The following is a 23,140-nucleotide window of genomic DNA, read 5'->3' as shown; positions in this document are numbered from 1 at the left end:
TTCGCCGGGTCAGCGCGAGGTCGCGTTGCGCGGGTGCGCGCGCCGGTCGCGTGGACGGCGAACCGGGGGAATGCGGCCGATTCCGGGTTCGGACAGACCTGCTTTGAACAGTCCGTAGGTGATTCGCCGTTGCGCGGACGCCTCGAGTGCGTCGCTCAGGGCGCCGTCGCGCAGTGATACGCGGGGGCCGAGCAGTCCCCCTACGACGGCCAGCGCACCGGCGGTGTCGCCATGGTCCAAACGTTCACGGACGCCGACAAGGCAGTCCGGATGACGGTGCGCCTCGTCGATAGCCCGCAAACAGGGCAGCGGAGTACCGGTCAAGGCGACCAGCAGTTCCTCCCGCCGGATCTCGGAAGGGTCGTGGTCCAAGGCGGTCAGGACCCCGTCGGCCAGCCCGATCCGATGCTGTTCTCCCCTGCACTGCACGACGCGCGGTTTCCCCGCCCGACTCGGGATGCGGGGCGCATCGGTCGCAGAGTAGTCGGGTACCAATGCCGAGGCGACCAGCGGATGCAGTCGATCGGCCGCAAGCGCGCCGGTGCGGATCAGTTCCAGATCGGGCAGTACCCAGGTCGCCGCGTCGGGCAGGACCGGCAGCGCGGAGACCTCGCCGACCGGGTACCCCGACGCGATCCGCACCGTGGGCGGCCGCACACCGTCGCGGGGGCCCGCGTCCAGGTCCAGTACCAGCCGTCGCCGACCCCCGAGCCGCACGACGAAGGTACTGCTACGCCGTCCCTCGGCGCGGCGCAGAATCTCCGCCTCGTCCGCCCATCGGTCGACGGCGCAGCGGCGAACCTGCGGCACCGTCGCGAGCAGCTCGGAATCCAGCCTCGGGCGACAACCTGCGTGGCGTTCGGCCCCGGACCGTATCCCCAGCTCATCGGCCCTGCGCGCGTCCCACAGGTGGCGATGGAGATCCAAGCGGAAACGGCGATCGGGACGAGGATGCGGATGCAGGCCGGTACCGGCCCAGGCGGCGGATCCATCCCACAGCGCGAGGCTGATCCGCTGACCGGCATCCGCCCAAGCCGGCGCGGTCCGAACGACAAGGTGCATGGCACGCGCGCCGCCGCGCCGGTCGGGAGCGGTGTCGTACCGCGCCAGAGCGATTGTCAGACCTGGTCGCAACAGCCCGTCCGGAGCAACCCTCGGTAGATGCCAGCGCAGCAGGTCAGGAGCCAGATGGCGGAGATCGGCCCGGATTCGAGCGGCGAGTTCGTGCCCGTGGCTACGTGCGACCGACCGCAAAGTGAAATCGACATCGAAGCCTGCCGCGGCACACGCGCCGGCCCAGTCCCCCACGCGGCGGCGGGCGGTAGAAGTCTCGATCATGGAGGGCGGCACGGCGAATTCACGCACGCGCAGCCAGAAGGAAAAGCGGGAATCGTCCCCATTCGCGATGTCAGTGAGCATCAGCGCTCACCTTGCACGAATGGAACCCCCAATCTTTGAACAGAATGAGTCGTCATCGCGTCGATCGTAGCGCCCCTTACCGGCGCCGGCCAGTCGAGCGAGTCCGGCACCGGCTTCGCCGAGCCGCCCGCCCGTTTCGCCCCGCTTGCTCGATTTCCCCGAAACTGCCTGTGAGCCACAGCCTTTACCACCTCGACGAGCGCATCGCGGTCCGTGCGGCGCATCCCGGAGCGTCTGTGAGCCGATGCGGTCGTCGCGAGGAAGCCGCGCGCGATGTGCCCGATCGGTACGATCACAGTTTCGGTGAGCGGTGCCCGCCCAGCTGCGGGCTACGGTCGACGGCCTCGTCGAGATCGCCGGACTCTCCTCGCGCCCACCGAAGTTCGTTGTCGCGATCTCCGATCACAGCAGGGATGCCGTCACCATTCGCCGGGCGGGCCGGCCGACGATCTGCCTCGGCGCCGGCCTGGTCGCGGAGGCGTTCGGCGGCACCGGACAGCGCAGGCGGGAGCGGCAGCCCGATATCTTTCGGGCGGTGGTGCTACACGGACTGGCCCACGTCCACAACCGGGACGTGTTGATCGGATACGGTGCGCGCGCCCTGTGGCTGACGTTCGTCATCGGTGTCGCCGTACCCGCCGCGGCGATGCATATCTGGTTGTCGATCGGCTCTGACCCGACCTCCGGATGACCACGGGTGGTCCGAATTGTCCGCGGCGATCACCACCGGTGCCCGTGTAGCCGCTCATCAGCAGTTGGTGGGGGCCGGCTCTCCGCGAACCCGAGCGTCGAGCCACAGCATCACCGCGGGCGCGCCCAGCACCGCCGGCGACAAATGTTCGACCGCGGGCCCCAGTTCGGCCGCGGGCACCCGCAGCGTCTGCACCCGCACCCCTTCCGTGCACCAACGGCGGAGGGTGTTGTCGATGGCGTCGACCGGAATCTGCTGGTCCTCCGGCGAATGCCATTCGAAGATCGGTGTTTGCGGCACCCCGGCGTACAGTTCGAGACTGTTCTCCTGCACCACCGAGCGGGCTTCGCGACTGTCGAAGATCGAGGTGTCGGTGATGTAATCCCGGGCGCTGCCGTCCAGGCCCGCGGTGAGGATTTCGTTGCTGCAGCTGTTGGCCATGGCCTCGCCGACTTCAAGGCCGCGCGGGTTGAGATACGCGCTGATCGGCAGTCGATCCGGGTATTCCCGCTCCAGACCGATCGCCGCCGCCATGGCCAACCCGAACGAAGGGTGCGGGTTCAAACCCAGCGCCTCGGCCATTGTCATCAGATTCATCGGGGCGCCGCCGATAGCCGCGCCCGCGAGTTCCAGCTCCGGTGCGTACGTCGGCTGCAACGCGGCCGCCCATCCGGTGGCCAACCCGCCGCCGGAGTAGCCTGCCATCACCGTCGGGCTGGACTCCACGGCGAGTGCGGGCAGCCGCTTCACCGCCCGGATGCCGTCCAATACGATCTGGCCACCCAAACGCGCCGCCCCGAGAGCGAATTGCGGTCCGAGGTGATCCGGCAGCGCGACGCTCCAGCCCTGCGCCAGCGCCACGTTCAAGATCGGCGTGGTCACCCTCAGGTTCAGATCGTCGCCGTACAGTTTGTGCGAAAGGGCGCAGTCGGTGCCGAGCGCATTGATGAAGTGCTGATAAGACAGCAGTGGCCCATCCGGCCGCCGGCCGAACGGCGTGAGAACCGTGGTCATCGCCGCGATCGGCGCTCCATGGGAATTGGTGGACCGGAATTTGACCAGCGTGACGGTGGAACCGGGGAAGATCGCCAGCGGTGGCAGCGCCCGCTCACCGAGCACATCACCTGGCAGGTGTGCCGCCAGATCCGCCGGGGCGGCATAGAACGGGTCCGGATCGGGCCGCGGATACAGTGGCTCCGCGGTTGCCATCGTCGCCAGGAGCAGCCCCAGTGTTACAGCGCCGATCGCACTGAGGGTTCGTGCTACACCGCTGAACCTGCCGCCGGGGAAACAAAACAACCGCCGGATCACGATCTCGACCTCCACGGGTAGTTCGCGGGCATTCGTCGACCAGCCAGCCTGCATTCAAATCCAACCCGACGCGCAAACATCCAGCGACACGCCGGACGAATGCCGGGCTCCCCTGTGGACACGCTGGAATGCCGACCGGGGCCGGCACACCGTCTCTGACTCCGTGTGAGAATCAGCGTGAGAAACGGCCGGCCTCTCCCGGAAATCCCACCGGCCGAACCTGCGGTGTCGCCGACGCCGCAGCTGAGCGACACAGGTAGTCCGATGCCCGAAACACAATCCGAGTTCACCCGCAGAGAATCCTGGGAGCGGACGACCGGCGTTCCCATGATGGTGCTGGCCGTCGCATTCCTCGGCGTCTACGCCTGGCAGGTGCTCGATACCGGGGCCTCGCCTCGTGTCGACGCTTGGCTCACCCGGGTCGACGTGGCGATCTGGGCGGCGTTCGCGCTGGATTTCGCGGTGCGATTGTGGCTGTCCGGGAGCCGCTTGCGGTTCCTGCGTTCCCACCCGATCGACCTGTTGATCGTGGTGTTGCCGCCGCTTCGCCCGCTGCGGCTGCTGCGCGCCGCCATGCTCGTGATCGGCACGTTGAACCGGAACACGACGACCAGAGCCAGGCTCGCGGTGTTCGTCGGCGTCAGTTCGATACTGCTCCTGCTGCTGTGCAGCCTGGCTTTCTTCGACGCGGAGTACGGGGCGGCCGACAGCAAGATCCACAATTTCGGTGACGCGCTGTGGTGGTCGATGGTCTCGGTGACCACCGTCGGCTACGGCGATGTGTATCCGGTGACGACCGAGGGCCGTTTGATCTCCTTGATCCTGATGACCCTCGGCATCGGTCTGATCAGTTTCGCGATCGGCACCACCACCAGTTGGGTGATGGATCAGCTGAAGAGCGTCGAGGCGAATGTGGAGAATACCGACCGGGAGATGACCGAACTCGTCGCCGAGATCCGAGCGCTGCGCGCCGAAGTGGCCGCGATGCGCTCCACTGTGGTCGCACCGGATACCGTGCGGGCCGACTGACCAGCCGTCACCGCCCTATTTGCCCGAACCACCTCCGCGGAAAGCATCACGCGGCGACACACTGCTGCTTCCCGCGGCCGGTCGGTGACGCCCCGGCGCAGGGTTGGCGACACCCGTCGCGCGAGTCACCGCGCGGCGGTCGCGGTCGGCACCCGAGAGTCGGCGGTGTGCTCCAGCCGAGCGCTTACCTGCGGGTAGGTCGGATACTCGATGCCCGAGATGTACTGCACCGTCCGCACCACCTGGCAGGAGTAGCCGAATTCGTTGTCGTACCAGACATACAGAATCGCGGTGTCATCCTCGACGATCGTTGCATTGGCATCGATGATCGACGCTGCGCGCGATCCGATGAAATCGCTGGAGACCACATCTGTGGCGGCGGTGTAATCGAGGTTGCGGCTCAACGGCCCGGCCAGCGAAACCTGACGCAGGTACTCGAGCACATCGCTCTTCGTCGTCTTGCGCTCGAGCTGCAGGTTCAAGATAGCGACCGATACGTCGGGAGTGGGTACGCGAATCGAGTTGCCGGTGATCTTGGCCTTGAAATCCGGCATCGCCTTCGCGACCGCCGACGCGGCGCCGGTTTCGGTGAGCACGAGATTGAACGGCGCGGACCGACCGCGACGGTCCGCCTTGTGATAGTTGTCCAGGAGGTTCTGGTCGTTCGTGAACGAGTGAACGGTCTCCACGTGCCCGCGGATGATGCCGTACTCGTCATCCATGGCTTTGAGCGGCGGAACAATCGCGTTGGTCGTGCACGAGGCGCACGAGAAGATCCGCTGCGAGAGGTCAAGGCCGCGGTGGTTGACGCCGTGCACGATATTGGGAACGTCGCCCTTACCGGGCGCGGTGAGAACGATTTTCGCGATGCCGGGGCGCAGATGTTGCGACAGCCCCTCACGATCACGCCACCTGCCGGTGTTGTCGATCAGGATCGCGTCGTTTATCCCGTACGCGGTGTAGTCGATCGTCGTCGGATCATCGCTGTAGATGAACTTGATCACGTTCCCATTCGCGGTGATCGTCTCGTTGGCGGCATCGACCTTGATCGTGCCGTTGAAGTGGCCGTGAACCGAATCCCGGCGCAGCAAGGACGCGCGCTTGGCGAGATCGTCGGCGCCCCCTCTGCGCACCACCACGGCACGCAGGGTCAATCCGTTGCCGGATCCCGCCTTCTCGATCAGCAGGCGGGTGACCAGACGACCGATGCGACCGAAGCCATAGAGGACGACATCCCTGGGGGCCGGCGACTGAGCCTTGTTGCCATTGGTCACCTCGGCCAGCACAGCAGCGGTGAACTCGCGGATCGAGAGTCCGCGATCGTCGGCGCGATAGGTCATGACCAGCTGACCGAGATCGATCTTGCAGGGCCCCAGATCCAGTTCGCTGAGTACTTGCAGGAAGGGAAGGGTCTGATCCACCGACAACTCTTCGCCCTCGATCTGCCTCGCGAAGCGGTGCGTCCGCAGGATGCTGATCACCGACTTGTTCACCAGCGACCGGCTGTGCAGCAGGATCGTCACCCCTTTCCCCCGATACAACGTGCCGATGATGGGAATCATCGCCTCAGCGGCGGCTTCCTGGGCATTCCAGCGGTCAAGTTGTTCGGTAGTCAACGCAGATCCTCGGATTCCTCGATATTGTTCGCGGTATCGATGCTAGTGAGGGCCGCGATATCACCGAGGCCGGATACCCCCTGGTGAGATCGCGAAGTCGTGACGCTCGATCGAGCGCCGGCAGCGGGACTGCGCGATCTCCGCCGTCACGGGCGCCTCTGCGGGGGCTGCCGACAGCTGGACGGCTCAGGAACTCGCCGACTGCTGGTCCGGCTGGTCGAACGGGCTCGTAATCGATTGGCGGATACGAGCATTGGGACGCATGATTCCGATAAGGTCGGTCCCGTGACAAATAAGCGAATCAATGGACCCATCCTGCTGGCCGCGTCGGTCGCGCTTGTGGCGTTCGGCCCGGTCGCCGCGCCGGCGAGCGCGCAAACACCGTTGCAGGCTCCTGAGGTCACCTTCGCAGGCACCGCGCCGGGAACCGTGACCGCGACCCTGCACAATCCCAACGACACCGGCCGGTGCTGGGCGGAAGCCGGTGTCGGCCCCGAGAACAACCACCGCTTCTTCGGCAACAGCGCACCGGAATCGTTGGCCGGCCCCGGCCAGACCGTCACCACGACGCTGGAGGGACTCGAACCGGGCACGACCATCAGCGCCCGGGGCGGCTGCTTCGATGACACCTCCACCGGCGGGATGCCGTTCTCGGAACCTGTGACGGTCACGGTCCCCTGATAGGTACCCGGGGCAGCCGAACATCGTCGCGGCCTGGTTCGGGCGAGCCACCGTGGCTCGGCCGAACCGAAGCGAAGGGTGATATTCGTCTGCCGCGGGACGAGTTTCGAGCGCATGCGACGAGTAAGACCGCCACCGAGGCCAAGGGCATCGGCGGTGGCGTACTCAGCAGGTGACGTCCACTTCGGCCACCCTCTCGAATGACACGTGGACATGGTCGTAGTGATTCGCGGTCGGGCTTCCGCGGTCTTCCAAGTACGACCAACCGCTGCCGTCGTTGTACCGCTGCCGCCAGATCACATAGGTCACGCCGAAACGCTGCTTGTTGGCCAGCACGAATTCGGCGATCGCGTCGCCCCGCGCGGAATCGGAGGTCATGAGGTCGAGCGCCAGGCCGGCACCGTGGTCGCCGTCGCCACGCCCGACGGCGCCACCGACGTCGGTGACGCCGAACGTTTTCTTGAGCAAGTTGCCCACCTTCGCCACGTGTGGCTTCGTGCCGACGAGTTCCGTCGAACAGGGGACGGAGGGAGGCGGTGGGGGCGGGTGCTGTTCGGCATTCTTTGCCGACGGTGGTGGTTGCGCGGCGGCCGCCGCTGCCTGCGCCGGCTGAGTCGTCGACGGCGTGGTGGTCGTGGCCGGGCCGGTGACGACGGCCGATGACGGCGGCGAATCGACCCCCGCGGCATGCTGAGCGACCGCGCCCGGTCGCATCGCCACCCACAGCACGACGGCGAGAGTCGCCGCGATGCCACACGCAGCCAGCGCGGTGAGCTTCCGGGCTGCGGTCCGTTTACGGTGTTGGCCAGGCATTATGTCGGTTACCGGTTACTGTCGAGAACAGGTCACCGATACATTACGAAATGGTCGCGAAAATGTCACGTCGGCAGCGTTGCCGCTTCCGGAGCCCCGGTCTATCCCGCCTTTCCCGTGCGGTGCGCGTGGCGGCGGCGCAGACCGCTTCGCCGGGCAGCACCCCCTTGATACGCGGAGGACCGTTGATGCGGACCGGCCGCCACCGCGAACCCGTTACCGACCGAATCCCGCAGAGGCCGCACCAGCCGTGAGCGCGTCCAAGCCGAACGCATCGACAGGGCCGAGCGCGCCGGTGCCGAGCAGGCCGCCGTCCAGCGCGGTCTGCGCACCCCAAGCGAGGATCGCGGCGGTGAAGTCGTAGGGATCGACCCCGGCCAAGGTCACCGACGCCAGCACGCGGCCGGTGCCGTCGAGTGCCTCGGCGACCGCCCAGGAGCGAGTACGCCCGCGCGCTTCGCGCCCCGGGCCGCCGGTCGAGCCCTTCACGACGCGTTCCAGCGCGCCTTCGGCCAGCCGTTTCACCGGCTCCACTCGTGCGACCGCGCCGGTGACAAAGGAGCCGGCCTGCATGGCACGAGCGGCCGCAGGCGGCAGGCCCAGGAAGACGTCGGCCTCTCGTAGCCGCGGGTAGGCACGGCTCAGCGCGAGATGTTCCGATCCGGGAATCGATACTCCCGTACGCGAGCGCCCGACGACGTCGAAGGTGCGGATCCGTGAGCCGGTCCGCTCGGGCACGATTCGGCCGCCGCGCAGGGCGAAGCCGCTTTCGAACAGCATCCCGGCCATGGACGCACGGGTTCCACCGCTGGTGCCGGGGCCGGCGATGAAGTAGCCGATGTCCGCGCGAACGGCTTCCGGTGCTTCGCGCAGGGCGAGACCGGCTGCCAGGTTGCCGGGGACGTAGTCGAAGCCGAACGCGGTCAGCAGCCCCACTCCCGCTTTGCGTGCCTCTTCGTCGCGGTCGAACACCTTGCGGATGAACGGGCCTTCCCCGGTGGAGTCGAAGTAGTGCGCACCCGCCGCGACGGCCGCGTCCAGTGCGGGTGCGCCGTATCGCAGAAACGGCCCGACCGTCGTCACCAGTACGTCGCCCCGGTTCAGCAGGGCCCGTACCGAGCCGGGCTCGGTCACGTCGGCGACCGCGGTCTCCACGCCGCCGAGGTCGGCGGCCAGTTTCTCGAGCTCCACGGCATTGCGGGCGGCCAGCACAGGGGCGATCCCACGGGCGACCAAGGCTTCGGCGGTCAGGCGGCCGGTGTACCCGGTGGCGCCGAACAACACGATTTTCGGCATTGGCAGTCACCTACGTTTCTGTTGGTGGGTGGACACGGTGAAGTCGCGGTCGGACCGCAGCGAGTGCGGCGTCGCGTGCGATCTATTCGACCGTGATCATCATTGTTCTCGTCTGCGTTTCGGCGGGCAGCTTGGTGGTATCGACCATCAGCACCTCCCCCGTGTCCTGCACGCCGCCGGCGAGAAGTTTCGCCTTCAATCCGAACGGCGGCCGGTCGCCGGTGGCGGCCTCGATGCCGAAATCGCTGTCGGCAGCGATGTAGAGGGTCTTGCCGCCGTCACGGGTGGCGACGCCCTCGATCTTGTCGTGGCCGAAGAACTTGCCGTCGGCGCTCAAACCGTCCAGGAGTCCGCCGAGGTCCAGGTTGGACTTCTTGGTGACGGAGGTGATACCCGCGTTGCGCAGTGTGGCGATGCCCTCGGCGGTGGGCACGGCACCGACGAGGAGTTCGAGTGGCTTACCGTCGACCAGCAGGCCCAGTTCCGGATCGTATTGCGCGCCCTGAACCTTCGCCTGCGGTCCGATATCGGTGGCGCCGGTGATGTCGATGGTCCACAGCTTCTTGTTCGCCTTGGGCGTTTTGTTGCCGTCACGCTCGTCGACCAGGAAGGTGGTGTCGCTCAGCGCCGTGATCTCGGAGACGGCGAGCTTCTGCTTCGGCTCCTCCAGCGGATAGACGAATTCCTTGACGTCCCGGGTCTTCAGATTCACGGTGACGATCCGGGTCATGGGCACCTCACGCGTCGACGCGACACCCGGCTCGTTCAGCGCGCTCTGCATGATGCCGACCACGGTGGTGCCGTCCGGTGTGACGGTGAGCCCCTCCATACTTTGGTTGGGAGTGCGCAACGACAGCTCCTCGGGCAAACCGCGACCCGGCGCCAGCCGTTCCAGCTCGGTGCCGTTGGCATCGAAGTGCACTAGGAAAGGCCCGTATTCGTCGGACACCCAGAAGCTGCCGTCGGGCATCGCGACCAAGCCCTCGCTGTCGAGGCCGTGATCGGTGGGCGGCAGGATGACGCCGTCGAGGTCACGGATGGTCTCGCCGGTGCCGGCGGAGGTATCGACCAAGCCGTTGAACGGCCGGCCTGCCGAATCCTTCAAAGGAATCGACCTTTTCAGCACCGCCTGGCTGCCGACCAATTCGAACTCGGCAATGGTGGGCGTGAAAGTCGGTGTGGGCACCAGCTTCTCGTTCTTCCCCTTGCCGTCCACGTTCGGCCCGCGGTCGGTGAGACCATAGAACCCGTCGGTCGATCCGGGCACCGGGGTGAACGCCGACCCGTACCCGCTGCCTTGCAGGCTCACGCCGCCGAACTCACCGAACGGCGGAATATCGGGGGTGAACAACTTCACGGCGTCGGTAGTGGTCACGGCGATGCTGTCGGAACCGGTGTACCCGGCCGCCGGCGTGTACACCACCGCACCGTCGGTGCGCCGGGTGATCGTGCCGTGCTGCGGATCGGCGATCCCGACCGCGGCGCTGCCGCCCGTCGCGGCCAGCAGCTGATCCAGCGAGATCACCAAGGGCTGATCCCTGGTGGCGGTGAAGTCGGCCTCCGGACTCGACGACGAGCAAGCGGACAGAACGGCGGTCGCGCACACGGCGACCATGACGAGTGCGCTTCGGGTACTGCGGTGCGTTCTCACCAGCGATGCGTACCGTCCGAGCCCTACCTCCAGTTGGCCTCGAGCTGAACACGAGTCGTCGATGCTCACAATCATCCGATCATTCTGCGTGACGCCGGCCTTGACGGGTCTGGCACCGGTACATCCCTCGCGGGGCATACGGCCATCGGAACACGGACCCGATGACGCTGCGAGGTCTACGTTTGCAGAACGAAAGCGCTCCGCGCCAGGGCCAGCGGTGAAGCACCATCGCCGACATCGGCGTACCCCGCCGCGCCCGCGAATTCGGCGTCCAGGAGCGGTTGTTCCGACATCTCCGCCGAACCCGGCAGATGGCCGGCGCCCAGGGCGTTGGTGACCAGGTGAAGTTGACGCTGCCGAGGATCGGTCAAGGAAGGGACGAGCAAGGTCGGCATCCCGATCTCCACGGCTGCCCCATCGCGGGAAGGCCGGTCTCCGACCATGAGGGTTTGCGCGGGGCGAGTACCGAGTTCCTCGCACGCCACCCGGAATATGGCAGGGTCGGGCTTCTGAATGCCGTGCTCGTTGGACAGGACGAAGGTTCCGATCAAATCGGACAACCCTGCCTCGGCGAAGAACGGCCGGATGTCGAAATGAATGTTGCTGAGAACACCTATTCTGTAGCCCCCCTCGAAGAGGGTGGTGAGAGTCGCCGCAGCGTCGGCAGCGAAATGGTTGTAGCTCGGATCGGAATCCACTGCGAAAAGCGCATCGGCGAGGTCGGAGTCCAGTCCGGCATCCGCGAACACCGCGTAATAGGTCTCCCGGTGACGAGCGGCGCTCGTGTTGCCCTGCGGTGATTGCAGGCGGTTGGGTTGGCCGGCGGCTGTTCGAATGTTCTGCAAGAGAGCGGTGGCGGTGGCAGCGTCATGTCTGCGACCCGACCGTCGCAGTGCTTCCTCGGTCCAGCGTTGCGGGGAGAGTTCGGAGACAAGAGTGCCTCGCCAGTCGAAGACGACGGCGCGGATGTCATGGGAGTGCGAACCAGAGGACGGCATGGAGGTTTACGCTATCGGCGAGTGTCGCCGAAACTGGAATCCGGATCCGGGGACGCGCCAATTTTGTGGCGGTATCCATGGGGAAGCACAACGAGGCTCGCCGGTTTGCGCGGTCTATCTCGTTCGGCCGACGGCCTCGCAGAGCTTGAAGCGTCCGGCGAAGCCGCGCAGTGGCAGGTCGGCACCGGTGATGATGCCGGGCCGGGTGGCAACGACCGATTCGATCGAAGCGAGGACCGGTAGCCCGGTGACGATCATGCCGATCGAAGCGGAGACTCCGGTGCCGAGTCCGGCAGCCGGGCGGTTGTTGTCTCGGCTACCGCTGCGCGGGGGTCAGCGTCGTTCATGCGGGTATGCCCCCCGCATGAACGAAGAAGCCGAAGGACGCCCGAGCACCGAGGGCACGCGCTCGATGAGCGGCTACCTGGCTACGATGGCCATGTTCGGTATCACCGTGTCCGTGGTCGCTCTGCTCGGCAGGCTGACCCACCGGCGGCTGCCACGGGCCATGAACGCGCAGGAGTTGGTGGTCACGGCACTAGCGGCACACAAGCTGTCGCGTACCGTGACGAAGGACGCGATCACCGCACCGATACGCGCGCCGTTCACGCGCCCTACCGGTGACGGGGGTCCCGGCGAGGTGATGGAACAGCCCGAGGCCGCCGATGGACTGAAGCACAGTATCGGAGAGCTGCTCACCTGCCCGTTCTGTTTCGACGTCTGGGTGATCACCGGCTTCACCATCGGTCATGTGTTCGCGCCCCGTGCCACCCGCCTGGTCGCCGAGGCCTTGGCCGCGTTGACCGGTGCGGACTTCCTCCACCTCGCATATGCCAGCGCGCAACAACTCGCGCAGCGATAGCACTGCGCTCCCATCGTCGGGCGAAGACTATGGCCGGCCGTCTCGCGATACGTCCACGACCAGCCAGGGACACGGTTTCAGTTCGCTACGGGTTCGAGGATCACAGGTAGAGCGAGCGGCCCGCAAGTGATGAACTGCGGGCTGAGCGGGATGGTGTCCGGGTCGCACGCCAAGCGCAGCCGGGGAAACCTGTTGAACAGCGTCGACAGCGCGACGCGACTTTCCAGGCGCGCCAGAGGTGCGCCGAGACAGAAGTGCGGTCCTCGACCGAAAGCCAATTGGTCCCGGTGATCGTGATCGATATCGAAGACATCGGCGTCCGGATGCCGTCGTAGATCGCGACCGACGCCGGCGTACCAGCCCACGATCGCGCCCGCGGGGATATCGACCCCGGCGATGGTGACATCGCGCAGCGCGTACCGATTGAACATGACGCAAGCCGACGAACGGAAACGCAAGACCTCCTCCACGACGTCCGACCATCGGTCCTCGGCTCTCGTCTTGGCGAGCTGCGCGGGATGCGAGCACAACGCGATAACCGCGTTGCCCAGCAAATGCACCGTCGTCTCGTGTCCGGCGATGATCACCAACCACAACGTCTGAACCAACTCGTCGTCGGTCAAGCCGCTCTCGTCGTTGGCCTGCAACAGAGCGGAGGTCAGGTCGTCACCGGGGGTGCGCCGCTTGCGACCGAGCAATGCGGCCAGATAGGCCAGCATTTCCTGCACCGCCGCCTGCGTCTGCTCCCCCGTGCTGGTGTGCGAAACCACCGTCGTGGTCCAGCGCCGGATCTGCGGTTGTTCGTCGGCTGCCACGCCGAACAGCTCACAGATCACCCGTACCGGAAGGGGCGTGGTGAAACGGGGGACCAGATCGGTCTCACCGGTGTGATCGCGGAGGTCGTCGATGAGTTCGGCGGCGATCTGCCGAATTCGCGGTTCGAGCGCGGCTACTCGATCGGGGGTGAACGCCCGGGCGATCGTTCTGCGCACTCGCCGGTGATCGTCGCCGTCCTTGTTGAGCAGGTGGTCGAGGTCGGTCAACGCGCGCAGGGGCCAGTCCGCGGGAATGGTGCCGTCGTGGAGTGCGGGGCAGTTGCGGGCGCTCTTACTGAACAGCGTGCCGTCGGCGGCGAGGATCTCACTCACCGCTTGGTGACCGACCGCCAGCCAGGCCGGGACGTTCCCGGGCAGCTCGATCGGAACGAGCGGCCCGCGCCGGCGGATTCGCTCATAGGTGTCGAAGACGGACTCTCCGACGGTGGGCAACCGGCTGACGGACTCGGTCACGATATCTCCCCATAGACGCGAACAGGTGGGCCGCACCATGCCGAACGAAGTGCGGTGCATGTGAGTGTGGACAATCCCTGCCCGTGACCGGCGTGGAATCGGAACCCCGTGCCTCAGAACCGAATTCCTCGACACGAAACCGATGACGCCCCGAACGCTCCTCGGTGCGGTCATCGATCGGCTCTCCTGTCGATCGGATCGGCGGTGCGAGGATGCCGAACACAGCCCTACGATCACTGCGAGCTCGACGCAGGTGACATGCGGGATCTCTCGTCGAACTGCGACACCGGGCATCGACGACTGTGGAGGAGGCGGAGATGTCCACTGATCACCGGAAGGTCTTGACAGGCGCCACCGCAGCGTTTGCCTGGATGCCCTTGCTCCCTCGGCCCACCGGGCTGCCCGGCGAGGCCGCGACGCACAGACTGTCGACGCGCTCCTGCTCGACGGCAGCGAGCAGATCGCCATGGCACTCTATCGCCAGTGCACCGCAATGGATTTCGTCGGCCGGCAGTACGCATTCGGCTGCTTGTCAGGCGCGACAGCACATCAGGGTGGCCGAATACGCTACCCAGCCACCGTTCGGTGCGGGCTCCCCCGAGACCGCCCCGCAAAGCACACGAACCATGGTGGACGGAACCGAATTCCGTGCAGGGGCGCAGGACGAACTTCGGGCTCGCAGCTGACGGCGCTCGTGGCGTGCATACCCATCGCCAGCCCTCATCAGCCCATGGCTCCGCATCCGATAACGGCGAGGCCGAGCTGCTCTTCGTTCGATATCAGGCGGCGGCGCCGAACCGACACGGTCGATACCCGGGAATCTTCGCCCTGATCAACGGCCTCGCCCGGTCGGGGCGCCTCACCCCGGAGCAAGAGCGGTTCCGCCGCCGTGAAAATGACTGGTATACCGAGAATCTCGCCGATCCCGGACGCCTCGATCCCTCGCCCTACAATCGAGCCCGTCATCCGGCGGCCGAAGCGTGGTTCAAGTCCTCGGCCACCCATTTCATCGCGCGTGTGGACGGCTATCTCGCGATCCTGGACGCCCACGGCATCGAATGGTGCCGCCTCAGCTCCGACGCTCCGGGCCGGATCATCTACGACGATCCCTACCAGGTCATCGTGGAGCGTGCCCGGCCACCGACGGGCTGATAAGTCGAGCAAGCTCGTAAGGCCGGATCGCCGATTCCGCATACCCGCGGCTATTCGACGCCGAGCGCCACCTCGGTCGCTTTGATGAGAACTTTGACGGCCGAGCCCTCGGCAAGTTTCAGGTCGTCGACCGCCTCACGGGTAATCGAGGAGGTGATCTCCTCACCGCCGGTGAGCCGGACTCGAACTACGGCCATGGCTTCGCCGCGAGTGATGGAGACGACGGTGCCGTCGAGTTGGTTGCGGGTCGATAGCTGCATGTGGGTGATGGTACGCAGCCCGATCACGGGTGGTGGGGATTGCCGACCGGGGTGTCAGCGGTGGCCGGGCGGACGACGACGATTGGTCCGCTGGAGTGGGCGGTTTGCCGGCCGGTGGTCGGGATCGCCGTTGTCGTGCGGACGACCCCGTGTTACCGCTGAATGCCCTCGGCGACCGGTTGCGCCGCCAGTTTCTCCACTACCGCATGCAGGTCGTCCAGCAGGGCGCGTGTCCCCTCCATCAGCGCGACGGCTTCACGCGTCATGGCATTCACTTCGGCGAGCCGCTCGTCCACTGCCGCGAGGGCGGTCCGAGACGCCACCATCGTCTGCGCCGCGGTCGTCAATGTGGTGCTGACGACGTCGAGGGTCGTCTCGGTCCTGGCGAACGTGTCCTCCACCCGCCGCAAGACCGATTCCACGTCGACGAGCGTTTGCTCGGCCCGGCCTGCCATGTCGAACGGCTTCTTCGCCAGCAGTCCCATAATGTCTTTCGTCCTTCCCATCCGACCGGGCAGGCCGGCTCACCGGCATCACAGTCGACACGATCATTTCGATGGATGTAAGCCATGTGCAGTCCACGGGGCACTCATCGATAGATGTCCGCTCGCGCACGGCATCGCGATCGGTATGCCGATGCTTCTACCTATTCCCTGATGAAGACACTCCGCTCGGCGCAGCCGACAAAAATTTGTGATTATGCTACAGCATAACGACTTTGCTTTGGCACCTACGAACAACTGATCCGATATGACTCGAGTCACATGTTCTCGCCCTCCCCTCGATCCCTACGCGCAGGCCTCGACCCGCGCGCTCCGTTCGGGCTCGCGGACTAGTCCGCAGATTTGCCGCGGGGATGTCCCTTCTCAGCGCTCGCCGAGTTAGATGACAGCTACGCGAGAGTGGCTATCGCACCGCTACCAAGCAATTATGCTGTAGCATGACCGCTACAGCGAAGGGTAGTCCGAGAAGGAGCATGCGGCATGGGCAATGGTGCCTTCTCCGACCGACTCGAGTACTTGTTCCGAACGATGCCGAATCCCGAAGGCCGGCGCTATACCGCCGACGAGATAGCGCGCCGCGCGACCGATCTCGGCTACCCGATCTCGGCGGTATACGTCGCACAATTGCGTTCCGGGCTCAAGCAGAACCCCTCGCTCAAGCATGCCGCCGGCCTGGCCGCGGCATTCGACGTGGACATCCGATTCTTCACCGATGACGAAGCCTGGCAGCGCGGCCGCCAAGAGATCGAATACCTGCGACTGAGCACCGCACCCGGTCTCGAAGCCGTGGCCTTCCGGGCCATGGATCTATCCCAGCAGTCCTTGGCCTCGTTGATCGACTACCTCAAGTTCCTCCGCGTACAAGAAGGACTCCCCGCCGACCCGCCGGATCTACCCGAACCCCCTTCATGATCCGCCGCGCCCGCTCCGGATGCGCCGGAGCCCGGCCACCCGACCGCGCGGTTTGCGCTCGGGCCCGAACAGGTTCTCGGCTTCGAAAAGTTTTGCGGCAGTGAGTTCGTAGGCCACATGGCGGGGGCTGTCGCGCGCTGCGGCGCGGATCGATTCATGGTCCAGCCGGTAGCAGGCAGCCAACGCCGGTGCGTCGCGTTGCAGCAGCCGCAGGGCGTCACTGATCTCGATCAACATATCGGTCACGCGCGTTTCGGCGCGTCTGCTCACGCGGGAGCGGAACCGCACCTGCGGGTAGCGCTGCGTCAGCCAACGGTGCAGGGGTGCCAGTCGTTCGATGTAGGAGCGGGCCAGTCGAGCGCTGCGGAATGTCCCCAGCACGACCGGGCCGGTTGTGCCGATAGCCAGCAGAACGCTCACCGCGACTTGTAACGAGTTGGTGAGACGTTGCGCCCACAACGGTGGCATGGCCGGCCATAGACCGACGACGACGAGCACCCAGGTCTCGTACCCGACGAGCAGGACGGACGCGCATGCCAGGACAGTCAACAGGATTCGGCGCCAGTGTCGCTCGCGCACGCTGGCGCGCGCCGCCACGCCGGCCAAGGTGGACATCGCATGGATTACCACGAGCGCCTGAATAGCCCAGTACAGTTGCATGCGCGGATTCCCGGCGAATTCCCGCGCGAAACCTACTCCATGTGGCCGCTGCGGTGACGTCATGAACAGCAATATCAGAATCACTCCGACCGACCCGTATACCGCGCGTGCCGCGAGTACGCGTTGTCGCGTCGGCGGATCGGCCGACAGATAGTTTCGCCAATACAGCATGGTCAGGACGATTGCGGTCACCGCGCACAGGCTGCTCACCAGGTATGCGGTGTTGACCCGGATCGGCGCGAACACGGCCTCGAAAGCCGGGGTGAGCGAGAGATAGCTCAGCGCGACCAACCCGAGGATGACGATGGGCCGCCATTGTCCCCGAGCCCCTTGCGGTGCGAGCTGCCATGCCAGCGCGCAGACGCCGGCAAAGATGACCACCGACACCACCCCGGCGAACTGTGCCACTCGCGCTACTCGATCCGGCTGCGTGGAAAGCCCAGCGCCGCAAGCAGTTCGGCGGATTCACCGGTGGCCATATCGCTCCACAGGATCGTGCGCAGGGTTTGCCTTGCGAAGTCCTCTGCTTCGCGTTCGCTGGCGGTGTCGTAGGCCGATCGGTATCTCACATGTGCGAAGTGCGCGATGGCTGCGGGACCGAGTATGGAGCACAGCGCCTGACCTGTGTCGACCCGGTGCTCGACCGAAGTGTGGCCGTAGAGGATATGACCCGCTTCATGCAGCACGGTGTTGATGCGGGCGATCTCCGGCAGGCCGGCATCGAATTCGATGAGATCTCCCGTGCCGGTGCGCAGCCACCTGCCCGCCACCGCTGGTGGCAGAGTAGAGCTGGCGGCGATCCGGACCGGAATTCCACTGGTGGCGGCCAGGATTCGGCCGAACGCGGCCAGTGTGAACGGTTGCAACCGGGCGGTGCTTCGTTGCACTTCGGTCCGGGTACGACGCTGCGCGCGACGGGTCGAGTTCGGTTTCCAAGTAGGGATTGTCGCCACCACCCATCCTTTGTCACACTCGCTCTGCACGATTCTGCCGCAGCACGTGGTCCGAGCGTGATGCGGCCGCGCCCCAATTTTCCAGGGCATGCCGCCTGACGGTGCGGCGCTTGTGCAACCACAGCCGGTAGGTCACATGCTCGGTGAGCGCCGCGGCGATCGCAGGATGCAGAATCTGCAGAGCTACCGCCCGCCGAAGGGCCAACTCGAAACGCCGGTCACCGAGATACCCTCGCAGCAGCGGTCCCGGTGCATCCACGGCTTCCGAGCTGTTGATATGACGCGCAATGGTTCTCACACCAACGGCTTCCCGAGCGCCCGCCGCTTACGCATGTCGTGGAGGTAGGTTTCGAACGGATACAACCGCAAGCGCTCGGGAAGCACTCGCAACAACAGTCCGATCGAGCGCATCGTGACCTCGAAGACTCGCTGACGGCGGGGGCTCCAATCCAGCCCCAGTTCGTCGCGGAAGCGTTGCGGGAGGAAACCCGTGGTGAAGAACCGGTTCACCCGGCGGAACGCCAATCGTTCGAAGCGTCGATAGGGCCCCAAGTCGACCACTTCGTCGAGCAGATAGGCCCGCACCTCATCGTCCAAGGTCAGATCCGACAGCTTCTGGTCCCAGTACTCCGCGAATGCCGCGCGGTCAGGCGGCCACAGCTCCGGTCGCATCTGCAATGTGGTTCCGAATCGGCTGGACTCGCGATACACCTCGTCGGCCAGATCCTCGTCCGCCGGGCCGTACAGGTAGGTCAGGGAGTCGATGGTGCCGCGGTAGAGGCACGCGGCGACCCACAACTGCAAGTCCGGATCGAAAGCGTTGTACTTCACCGGACTGTCGGGGCCGGACCGCACGTAGCGGTGCGACGTGTTGACCGCCGCACGATAGGCCGCCCGGTCTTCCTCGGTACCCAGCATCGCCACCGCCAGATAGGTCAGGGTCGTGCGGCCACGCTTGCGCGGATGCAGCGTGTACCGCCCACTGTCGACCGTGCTCTCGACAACGCCGCGGCCGACCGGAGGCAAGCTCAATTGCATGATGACGTTGGCCGGGCCGCCCAGCAGCGCCGCGGGCCCCGCCATGTAGCGGCGCCGACGCCCGAGATCCGTATCGGGAGTGGTCAGCAGCTGTGCTGCCGGTTCAGGACTAGACATGCCGAACTCCAGCGAGATATTGATATAAGTTACAGAGCATTCTCTCAACAACCCACTCGATCGGCAACTGCGAACTGCCCGGCCGACCCGGCTCGCTCCGGGGCATATGTGAACGCGGATTCTTCCGAAGCGATAGGCTCTACGAGGCGACGAGCCAGCGTTGACGGTATGAGCCCGCGGACGGTTTCGATCGCCGATCGGCCCAATTGGAGGTGTCCGATGACAATGACGTTGCAATCGCCGCTCGCGGCAGTCCGCTCGGTGGTCGACCTGGCGTCGGCGGCGGTCGTGCTGGCCAAGCGCGGAATGTTCGATCCGGCGCACCCGGCCGAAACGATCCGCGTGATGCGCGAAGCTTCCGTGTACGGCCCGTTCGTCACCGTACTTGCACATGCCACCCGCCGCCACGCAGCCGCACCCGCCATCGTCGACGAACGCGGAACGCTGACCTTCGCTCAACTCGACCAGCAGTCCAATGCGCTGGCCCGGGGACTCACCGCCGCGGGGATCGGTCCCGGCACCGTACTCGCGGCACTGTGCCGCGACCACCGCGGAATGGTGTCGACGCTTCTGGCGGCCGGAAAGCTGGGCGCCCGAGTCGTGTTGATGAACACCGGCTTCGCCGGACCACAGCTGGCCGAGGTCGCCGAACGGGAGAAGGTCGGGGCGATTCTGCTCGACAGCGAATTCGCCGAGTTGCTCGGTGCGGTTCCCGGACCGGTGCCGCGCATCCTGACCTGGGTGGACGAAGCCGATTCCGTCGAAGCGGACACACCGACGATCGACCTGCTCATCGCGGCGAACTCGACCGCGCCACTGCCCGCCCCGGAACGCCCCGGCGGCATCGTCATTCTGACCAGCGGGACCACCGGCACTCCCAAAGGTGCTCCGCGAGACAAGGTCTCACCATTGCAATCGGCGCAATTCCTGCACCGAGTGCCGCTGCCGCGCGACGACGCGGTCGTGATGGCGGCCCCCATCTTCCACGGCACCGGCCTGTCGCAATTCACTCTCGGCTGGGCATTGGGCAACAAGATAGTTTTCCAGCAACGCAAGTTCGATCCGCGGCGAACCCTCGCCGACGTCGCGGATCACCGCGCCGCCACCTTGGTCGTCGTACCAACCATGCTGCAGCGCATCCTCGACCTCGGATCGGACGTGCTCGAGCAGTACGACACAACGTCGTTGAAAGTCATCTTCACCGCGGGATCACCCGTCTCACCGGACCTCAGCAGGCGCACAGCCGACGCTTTCGGCGAGGTCCTGTACAACCTCTACGCCTCGACGGAAGTCGCGGTCGCCGCCGTGGCCACCCCGCAGGACATGCGGGTGGCACCGGGAACCGTCGGCAAACCTCCCGTGGGATGCCGTGTCGCGCTCTACGACGCGCAACGCAACAAGATCACCACCCCCGGCGAGGTGGGCACGATCTTCGTCTCCAGCGGACTCAGCTTCTCCGGCTACACAGACGGCCGGAACAAGGAAATAGTCGATGGGTTGCTGTCCAGCGGCGACGTCGGCCACTTCGACGCCGACGGACGGTTGTTCATCGACGGCCGCGACGACGACATGATCATCTCCGGCGGCGAGAACGTCTACCCACTGGAGGTGGAGAACCTCTTGGTCAACCGACCCGACATCCTCGAAGCCGCGGTCGTGGGCGTCGAAGACCCGGACTTCGGAAAACGGCTGCGTGCCTTCGTCGTTCCCGCCGCGAATGCCCGGCGCGACGAACACGAGATCAAGGACTACGTCAGAGCGAACCTCGCCCGTCACAAAGTCCCCCGTGAAGTGGTGTTCGTCGACGAACTGCCGCGCAACGCCACCGGGAAGTTGTTGCGCCGCGAACTCGAGGAGACCGACAGATAGCTCCGAGCCCCTGGCCGGGAAGGGCCGTGCGAACCGCGCATGGCCGCCTCCCGGATGACAGGACGATGTGCCGGTGAAAGTATGCGAACGCCAACCACAGACGAGCAGCGGAGGCAACCCCTCGCCGGCGCTACGCATATTCCAGCTGTTCGACCTGAGCGAGCTACGGGTTCATCTCGTAGACGCCCGCGTAGCTCATCACCTCGTCGTGAAGGCGTGCGGTTCGTTGCTCGTCGACGATCGGCTTGCGCAGCGCATTCAGCGCCCACTCCTGCTGCGCGGGAGTCGAAGAAGCTTTCGAGAACAGTCCGAGCGCGTACGCCGAGAAGTCGCGAACGAATACCTCGAAAATGGACTCCACGATGTCCTCGGACGTCCCGATGATCGCGGCCTGCTCCAGGATGAGCTGTCCGTAAGGCAGCAGCGTGAACAACTCCCCCACCGCCAGTTGGTAATCCAGATCCTCCAACTGGGCCGGGGTCGGCGGCGCCGAGACCGGGAACTGGGTGAATCGCTCGGCCTGCTCGATGAACAGAGCTACGTTGGGTAGGTGTCGGTAGTGCGCGTAGGCCGAGCGCCAGTCGGCGAATCGAACCTTGCCCAATCCGGCGGCGCCGGGCTGCCGGAAAAGTGATTCGTCGTCGCCTGGATCCCGTCGCACCGGCACCGGAGGCAGTTCCGCCGGATCGAAGAGGAAGTTCGGCATGAATTTCAGAGTGAGTGCCATATTGACGTGGGCGGTGCCTTCCAGCCGTGGCATGGAGTCGATGGTGCCGCGCGCTGTCGCGAAGTAGCTGTCCTTCTCGAATCCCTTGGCGGAGATGACATCCGAGAGTTCCCGGAACACCCTTTCGGCCTCACGGGTGACCTTCATCTTGCCGATGGAATTGAACATCACGAAGCGGCGGTCCTCCGGCGTCGAGCATCGCATGTAGTCGATCGCGCGTTCGTGGTAGAGCCGCATGCCGTTCATGCGAATGTAGCTGTCGGACAATATCTGCCGCACCTGCCCGAAGTCGGTGACCGGATGCCCGAACAGGATCTTGGCGGCGGCGTGGTTGATCGTCTCGTAGAAGCAGTGCTGCACGATGCCCAGAGCGACCATGCCGATATTGAATTTGCCGCAGTTGACCGCGGCGAGGGCGGAGTCGAATGCCTTGCGGCCCACGTGCAGTACGTCGTCGGCCGACACGGGATAGTCCACCAGGTCGTAAGCGGAGACGAAGTTCTGGCCGTGGATGACGTTCTTGACCAGCCGGTAGCTCGGGTGCTGACTGTCGGCGACGAACCAGACGTATGCGTCGGGACCTTCGAGGTCGGTGCGTCTGCCGATGGTCGGCACGATCCGGGCCACGTTGCCGTTGCCGATGTAATACTTGCTGCCGGTGGCGGTGAACCCACCCGCCCCGTCCGGGGTGAGCAGCATGTCGGTGGCGTAGATGTCGGCGCCGTGATCCTTTTCCGACAGCCCGAAGCCGATGATCCCGCCGCGGGCGAGTTCCTCGGCGGCACGCAGATGCGCCTTGCCGTTCGCGCTCTGCCAGATGGTGGCGAGACCGAGCGTGGAGACACCCCATGCGTACCAGTACTGCGACCCGTAGAAGCCGGTGATCTCGTTGAACCGAGAGATGAACGCGGTGTCCCAGCGCTTCTCCGGATCCGTACCCGCGCTCGCCCGCGGGGTCGCCATGTAGGCGATGATCCGGCTCTCGGCGAGGAACCGCATCCAGTCGTCGTACCACTCCGCCCGGAACGCATCGCTGGTGAGTGCCTGCTTGCCCTTGGTTTCGAAGAAGTCGACCACCGACCGTAGCCGAACCCTGGTGGCGGGATCGAATTCCTCGAACGTCTCGGTTCTCGGGTTGAACAAGGCCATGGCGACGCCGCCTTTCGAAGTGATGGCAAGTGCCATCACTTTAGAACTGAAGGCACTTGCCGTCAATCTGCAAGGGTCGGATGCGCCCAGCGTCTCGCCAGTTGACCATGGCAGCCACCGTTGCCTCGGGCACCCGGCGCATCA

The 23,140-nt window shown here is 65.6% G+C and carries 22 protein-coding genes; 7 read left to right on the top strand and 15 right to left on the bottom strand.

All coding sequences use genetic code 11. The features are described from left to right. Positions 1-9: 9 nt before the first annotated feature. The gene (locus tag ACFU5M_RS12405; protein WP_379048178.1) at positions 10-1,419 is read right to left on the bottom strand and encodes a hypothetical protein; all 1,410 of its coding nucleotides are present in this window, start codon (positions 1,417-1,419) and stop codon (positions 10-12) included. 310 nt (positions 1,420-1,729) lie between these two features. Here ACFU5M_RS12405 and ACFU5M_RS12400 point away from each other — a divergent pair, with 310 nt between their 5' ends. After that, a complete protein-coding gene (locus tag ACFU5M_RS12400; RefSeq protein ID WP_379048175.1) occupies positions 1,730-2,110 on the top strand; it encodes a hypothetical protein in 381 nt (126 codons plus the stop codon). A 57-nt stretch (positions 2,111-2,167) separates the two neighbouring features. Here ACFU5M_RS12400 and ACFU5M_RS12395 read toward each other — a convergent pair whose 3' ends face one another. Further along, the gene (locus ACFU5M_RS12395; RefSeq protein WP_379048172.1) at positions 2,168-3,319 is read right to left on the bottom strand and encodes a lipase family protein; all 1,152 of its coding nucleotides are present in this window, start codon (positions 3,317-3,319) and stop codon (positions 2,168-2,170) included. A gap of 366 nt (positions 3,320-3,685) precedes the next feature. On the opposite strand from ACFU5M_RS12395, the gene ACFU5M_RS12390 reads away from it, so the two are divergent. Continuing rightward, positions 3,686-4,450, top strand: coding sequence for a potassium channel family protein (locus ACFU5M_RS12390; RefSeq protein WP_379048169.1), 765 nt, complete (start codon positions 3,686-3,688; stop codon positions 4,448-4,450). A 125-nt stretch (positions 4,451-4,575) separates the two neighbouring features. Here ACFU5M_RS12390 and ACFU5M_RS12385 read toward each other — a convergent pair whose 3' ends face one another. Further along, positions 4,576-6,066, bottom strand: coding sequence for a glyceraldehyde-3-phosphate dehydrogenase (locus ACFU5M_RS12385; RefSeq protein ID WP_379048166.1), 1,491 nt, complete (start codon positions 6,064-6,066; stop codon positions 4,576-4,578). A gap of 285 nt (positions 6,067-6,351) precedes the next feature. On the opposite strand from ACFU5M_RS12385, the gene ACFU5M_RS12380 reads away from it, so the two are divergent. Continuing rightward, positions 6,352-6,747 carry a hypothetical protein gene (locus ACFU5M_RS12380; protein WP_379048163.1) on the top strand — a complete coding sequence of 132 codons (396 nt, stop codon included), beginning with the start codon at positions 6,352-6,354 and terminating at the stop codon, positions 6,745-6,747. A 165-nt stretch (positions 6,748-6,912) separates the two neighbouring features. On the opposite strand, the gene ACFU5M_RS12375 is transcribed toward ACFU5M_RS12380, so the two are convergent. From ACFU5M_RS12375 to ACFU5M_RS12360, 4 genes are all read right to left on the bottom strand, one after another. Further along, positions 6,913-7,560 carry a hypothetical protein gene (locus ACFU5M_RS12375; RefSeq protein ID WP_379048160.1) on the bottom strand — a complete coding sequence of 216 codons (648 nt, stop codon included), beginning with the start codon at positions 7,558-7,560 and terminating at the stop codon, positions 6,913-6,915. 216 nt (positions 7,561-7,776) lie between these two features. After that, positions 7,777-8,856: a saccharopine dehydrogenase family protein gene (locus ACFU5M_RS12370; RefSeq protein WP_379048157.1), complete on the bottom strand. Its 1,080-nt coding sequence runs from the start codon at positions 8,854-8,856 to the stop codon at positions 7,777-7,779. 82 nt (positions 8,857-8,938) lie between these two features. Next, positions 8,939-10,507, bottom strand: coding sequence for an esterase-like activity of phytase family protein (locus tag ACFU5M_RS12365; RefSeq protein ID WP_379048154.1), 1,569 nt, complete (start codon positions 10,505-10,507; stop codon positions 8,939-8,941). Between the two features lie 176 nt (positions 10,508-10,683). Then, a complete protein-coding gene (locus tag ACFU5M_RS12360) occupies positions 10,684-11,505 on the bottom strand; it encodes an HAD family hydrolase (protein ID WP_379048151.1) in 822 nt (273 codons plus the stop codon). 364 nt (positions 11,506-11,869) lie between these two features. Here ACFU5M_RS12360 and ACFU5M_RS12355 point away from each other — a divergent pair, with 364 nt between their 5' ends. After that, the gene (locus tag ACFU5M_RS12355; protein ID WP_379048148.1) at positions 11,870-12,367 is read left to right on the top strand and encodes a DUF1360 domain-containing protein; all 498 of its coding nucleotides are present in this window, start codon (positions 11,870-11,872) and stop codon (positions 12,365-12,367) included. A 77-nt stretch (positions 12,368-12,444) separates the two neighbouring features. On the opposite strand, the gene ACFU5M_RS12350 is transcribed toward ACFU5M_RS12355, so the two are convergent. Continuing rightward, positions 12,445-13,656: a cytochrome P450 gene (locus ACFU5M_RS12350; protein ID WP_379048145.1), complete on the bottom strand. Its 1,212-nt coding sequence runs from the start codon at positions 13,654-13,656 to the stop codon at positions 12,445-12,447. A gap of 648 nt (positions 13,657-14,304) precedes the next feature. Here ACFU5M_RS12350 and ACFU5M_RS12345 point away from each other — a divergent pair. Then, positions 14,305-14,808 (top strand): hypothetical protein, encoded by a 504-nt coding sequence (locus ACFU5M_RS12345; protein ID WP_379048142.1) that lies wholly within the window; start codon positions 14,305-14,307, stop codon positions 14,806-14,808. A gap of 50 nt (positions 14,809-14,858) precedes the next feature. On the opposite strand, the gene ACFU5M_RS12340 is transcribed toward ACFU5M_RS12345, so the two are convergent. Together ACFU5M_RS12340 and ACFU5M_RS12335 are read right to left on the bottom strand one after the other, a co-directional pair. Then, complete coding sequence (locus ACFU5M_RS12340) at positions 14,859-15,068, bottom strand: molybdopterin-binding protein (protein WP_379048139.1); 210 nt, start codon at positions 15,066-15,068, stop codon at positions 14,859-14,861. A gap of 152 nt (positions 15,069-15,220) precedes the next feature. After that, positions 15,221-15,553, bottom strand: coding sequence for a hypothetical protein (locus ACFU5M_RS12335; RefSeq protein WP_379048136.1), 333 nt, complete (start codon positions 15,551-15,553; stop codon positions 15,221-15,223). A 498-nt stretch (positions 15,554-16,051) separates the two neighbouring features. On the opposite strand from ACFU5M_RS12335, the gene ACFU5M_RS12330 reads away from it, so the two are divergent. Further along, positions 16,052-16,483 (top strand): XRE family transcriptional regulator, encoded by a 432-nt coding sequence (locus ACFU5M_RS12330; RefSeq protein WP_379048133.1) that lies wholly within the window; start codon positions 16,052-16,054, stop codon positions 16,481-16,483. Here ACFU5M_RS12330 and ACFU5M_RS12325 read toward each other — a convergent pair. From ACFU5M_RS12325 to ACFU5M_RS12310, 4 genes are all read right to left on the bottom strand, one after another. Further along, entirely contained in the window at positions 16,478-17,551 is a 1,074-nt protein-coding gene (locus ACFU5M_RS12325) for a DUF6545 domain-containing protein (RefSeq protein ID WP_379048130.1), read from the bottom strand. The two genes, ACFU5M_RS12330 and ACFU5M_RS12325, sit on opposite strands and share 6 nt — an antisense overlap. Before the next feature lie 5 nt (positions 17,552-17,556). Continuing rightward, positions 17,557-17,913: a hypothetical protein gene (locus tag ACFU5M_RS12320; RefSeq protein ID WP_379048127.1), complete on the bottom strand. Its 357-nt coding sequence runs from the start codon at positions 17,911-17,913 to the stop codon at positions 17,557-17,559. A gap of 196 nt (positions 17,914-18,109) precedes the next feature. After that, entirely contained in the window at positions 18,110-18,394 is a 285-nt protein-coding gene (locus tag ACFU5M_RS12315; protein WP_379048124.1) for a hypothetical protein, read from the bottom strand. Continuing rightward, positions 18,391-19,251, bottom strand: coding sequence for an oxygenase MpaB family protein (locus ACFU5M_RS12310; protein WP_379048121.1), 861 nt, complete (start codon positions 19,249-19,251; stop codon positions 18,391-18,393). Before ACFU5M_RS12310 ends, ACFU5M_RS12315 begins: the two co-directional genes overlap by 4 nt. Before the next feature lie 219 nt (positions 19,252-19,470). Between ACFU5M_RS12310 and ACFU5M_RS12305 the strand changes: the two genes are divergently transcribed. Then, positions 19,471-21,120: an acyl-CoA synthetase gene (locus tag ACFU5M_RS12305; protein ID WP_379048118.1), complete on the top strand. Its 1,650-nt coding sequence runs from the start codon at positions 19,471-19,473 to the stop codon at positions 21,118-21,120. Positions 21,121-21,283: 163 nt separating this feature from the next. Here the strand turns inward: ACFU5M_RS12305 and ACFU5M_RS12300 are convergent, their stop codons facing one another. Further along, the gene (locus ACFU5M_RS12300) at positions 21,284-23,032 is read right to left on the bottom strand and encodes an acyl-CoA dehydrogenase family protein (protein ID WP_379048114.1); all 1,749 of its coding nucleotides are present in this window, start codon (positions 23,030-23,032) and stop codon (positions 21,284-21,286) included. Positions 23,033-23,140 lie beyond the last annotated feature (108 nt).

Source organism: Nocardia sp. NPDC057455, assembly GCF_042802775.1.
Taxonomy (GTDB): domain Bacteria; phylum Actinomycetota; class Actinomycetes; order Mycobacteriales; family Mycobacteriaceae; genus Nocardia.
This window is presented reverse-complemented; position numbering and strand designations above follow the sequence as displayed.

Bases quoted from the DNA above. Each gene is read 5' to 3' on its own strand.
- ACFU5M_RS12330 (WP_379048133.1), top strand. From the start codon at position 16,052: ATGGGCAATGGTGCCTTCTCCGACCGACTCGAGTACTTGTTCCGAACG.
- ACFU5M_RS12360 (WP_379048151.1), bottom strand. From the start codon at position 11,505: ATGCCGTCCTCTGGTTCGCACTCCCATGACATCCGCGCCGTCGTCTTC.
- ACFU5M_RS12340 (WP_379048139.1), bottom strand. From the start codon at position 15,068: ATGCAGCTATCGACCCGCAACCAACTCGACGGCACCGTCGTCTCCATC.
- ACFU5M_RS12305 (WP_379048118.1), top strand. From the start codon at position 19,471: ATGACAATGACGTTGCAATCGCCGCTCGCGGCAGTCCGCTCGGTGGTC.
- ACFU5M_RS12310 (WP_379048121.1), bottom strand. From the start codon at position 19,251: ATGTCTAGTCCTGAACCGGCAGCACAGCTGCTGACCACTCCCGATACG.
- ACFU5M_RS12355 (WP_379048148.1), top strand. From the start codon at position 11,870: ATGAACGAAGAAGCCGAAGGACGCCCGAGCACCGAGGGCACGCGCTCG.
- ACFU5M_RS12375 (WP_379048160.1), bottom strand. From the start codon at position 7,560: ATGCCTGGCCAACACCGTAAACGGACCGCAGCCCGGAAGCTCACCGCG.
- ACFU5M_RS12335 (WP_379048136.1), bottom strand. From the start codon at position 15,553: ATGGGACTGCTGGCGAAGAAGCCGTTCGACATGGCAGGCCGGGCCGAG.
- ACFU5M_RS12390 (WP_379048169.1), top strand. From the start codon at position 3,686: ATGCCCGAAACACAATCCGAGTTCACCCGCAGAGAATCCTGGGAGCGG.
- ACFU5M_RS12370 (WP_379048157.1), bottom strand. From the start codon at position 8,856: ATGCCGAAAATCGTGTTGTTCGGCGCCACCGGGTACACCGGCCGCCTG.
- ACFU5M_RS12300 (WP_379048114.1), bottom strand. From the start codon at position 23,032: ATGGCACTTGCCATCACTTCGAAAGGCGGCGTCGCCATGGCCTTGTTC.
- ACFU5M_RS12405 (WP_379048178.1), bottom strand. From the start codon at position 1,419: ATGCTCACTGACATCGCGAATGGGGACGATTCCCGCTTTTCCTTCTGG.
- ACFU5M_RS12395 (WP_379048172.1), bottom strand. From the start codon at position 3,319: ATGGCAACCGCGGAGCCACTGTATCCGCGGCCCGATCCGGACCCGTTC.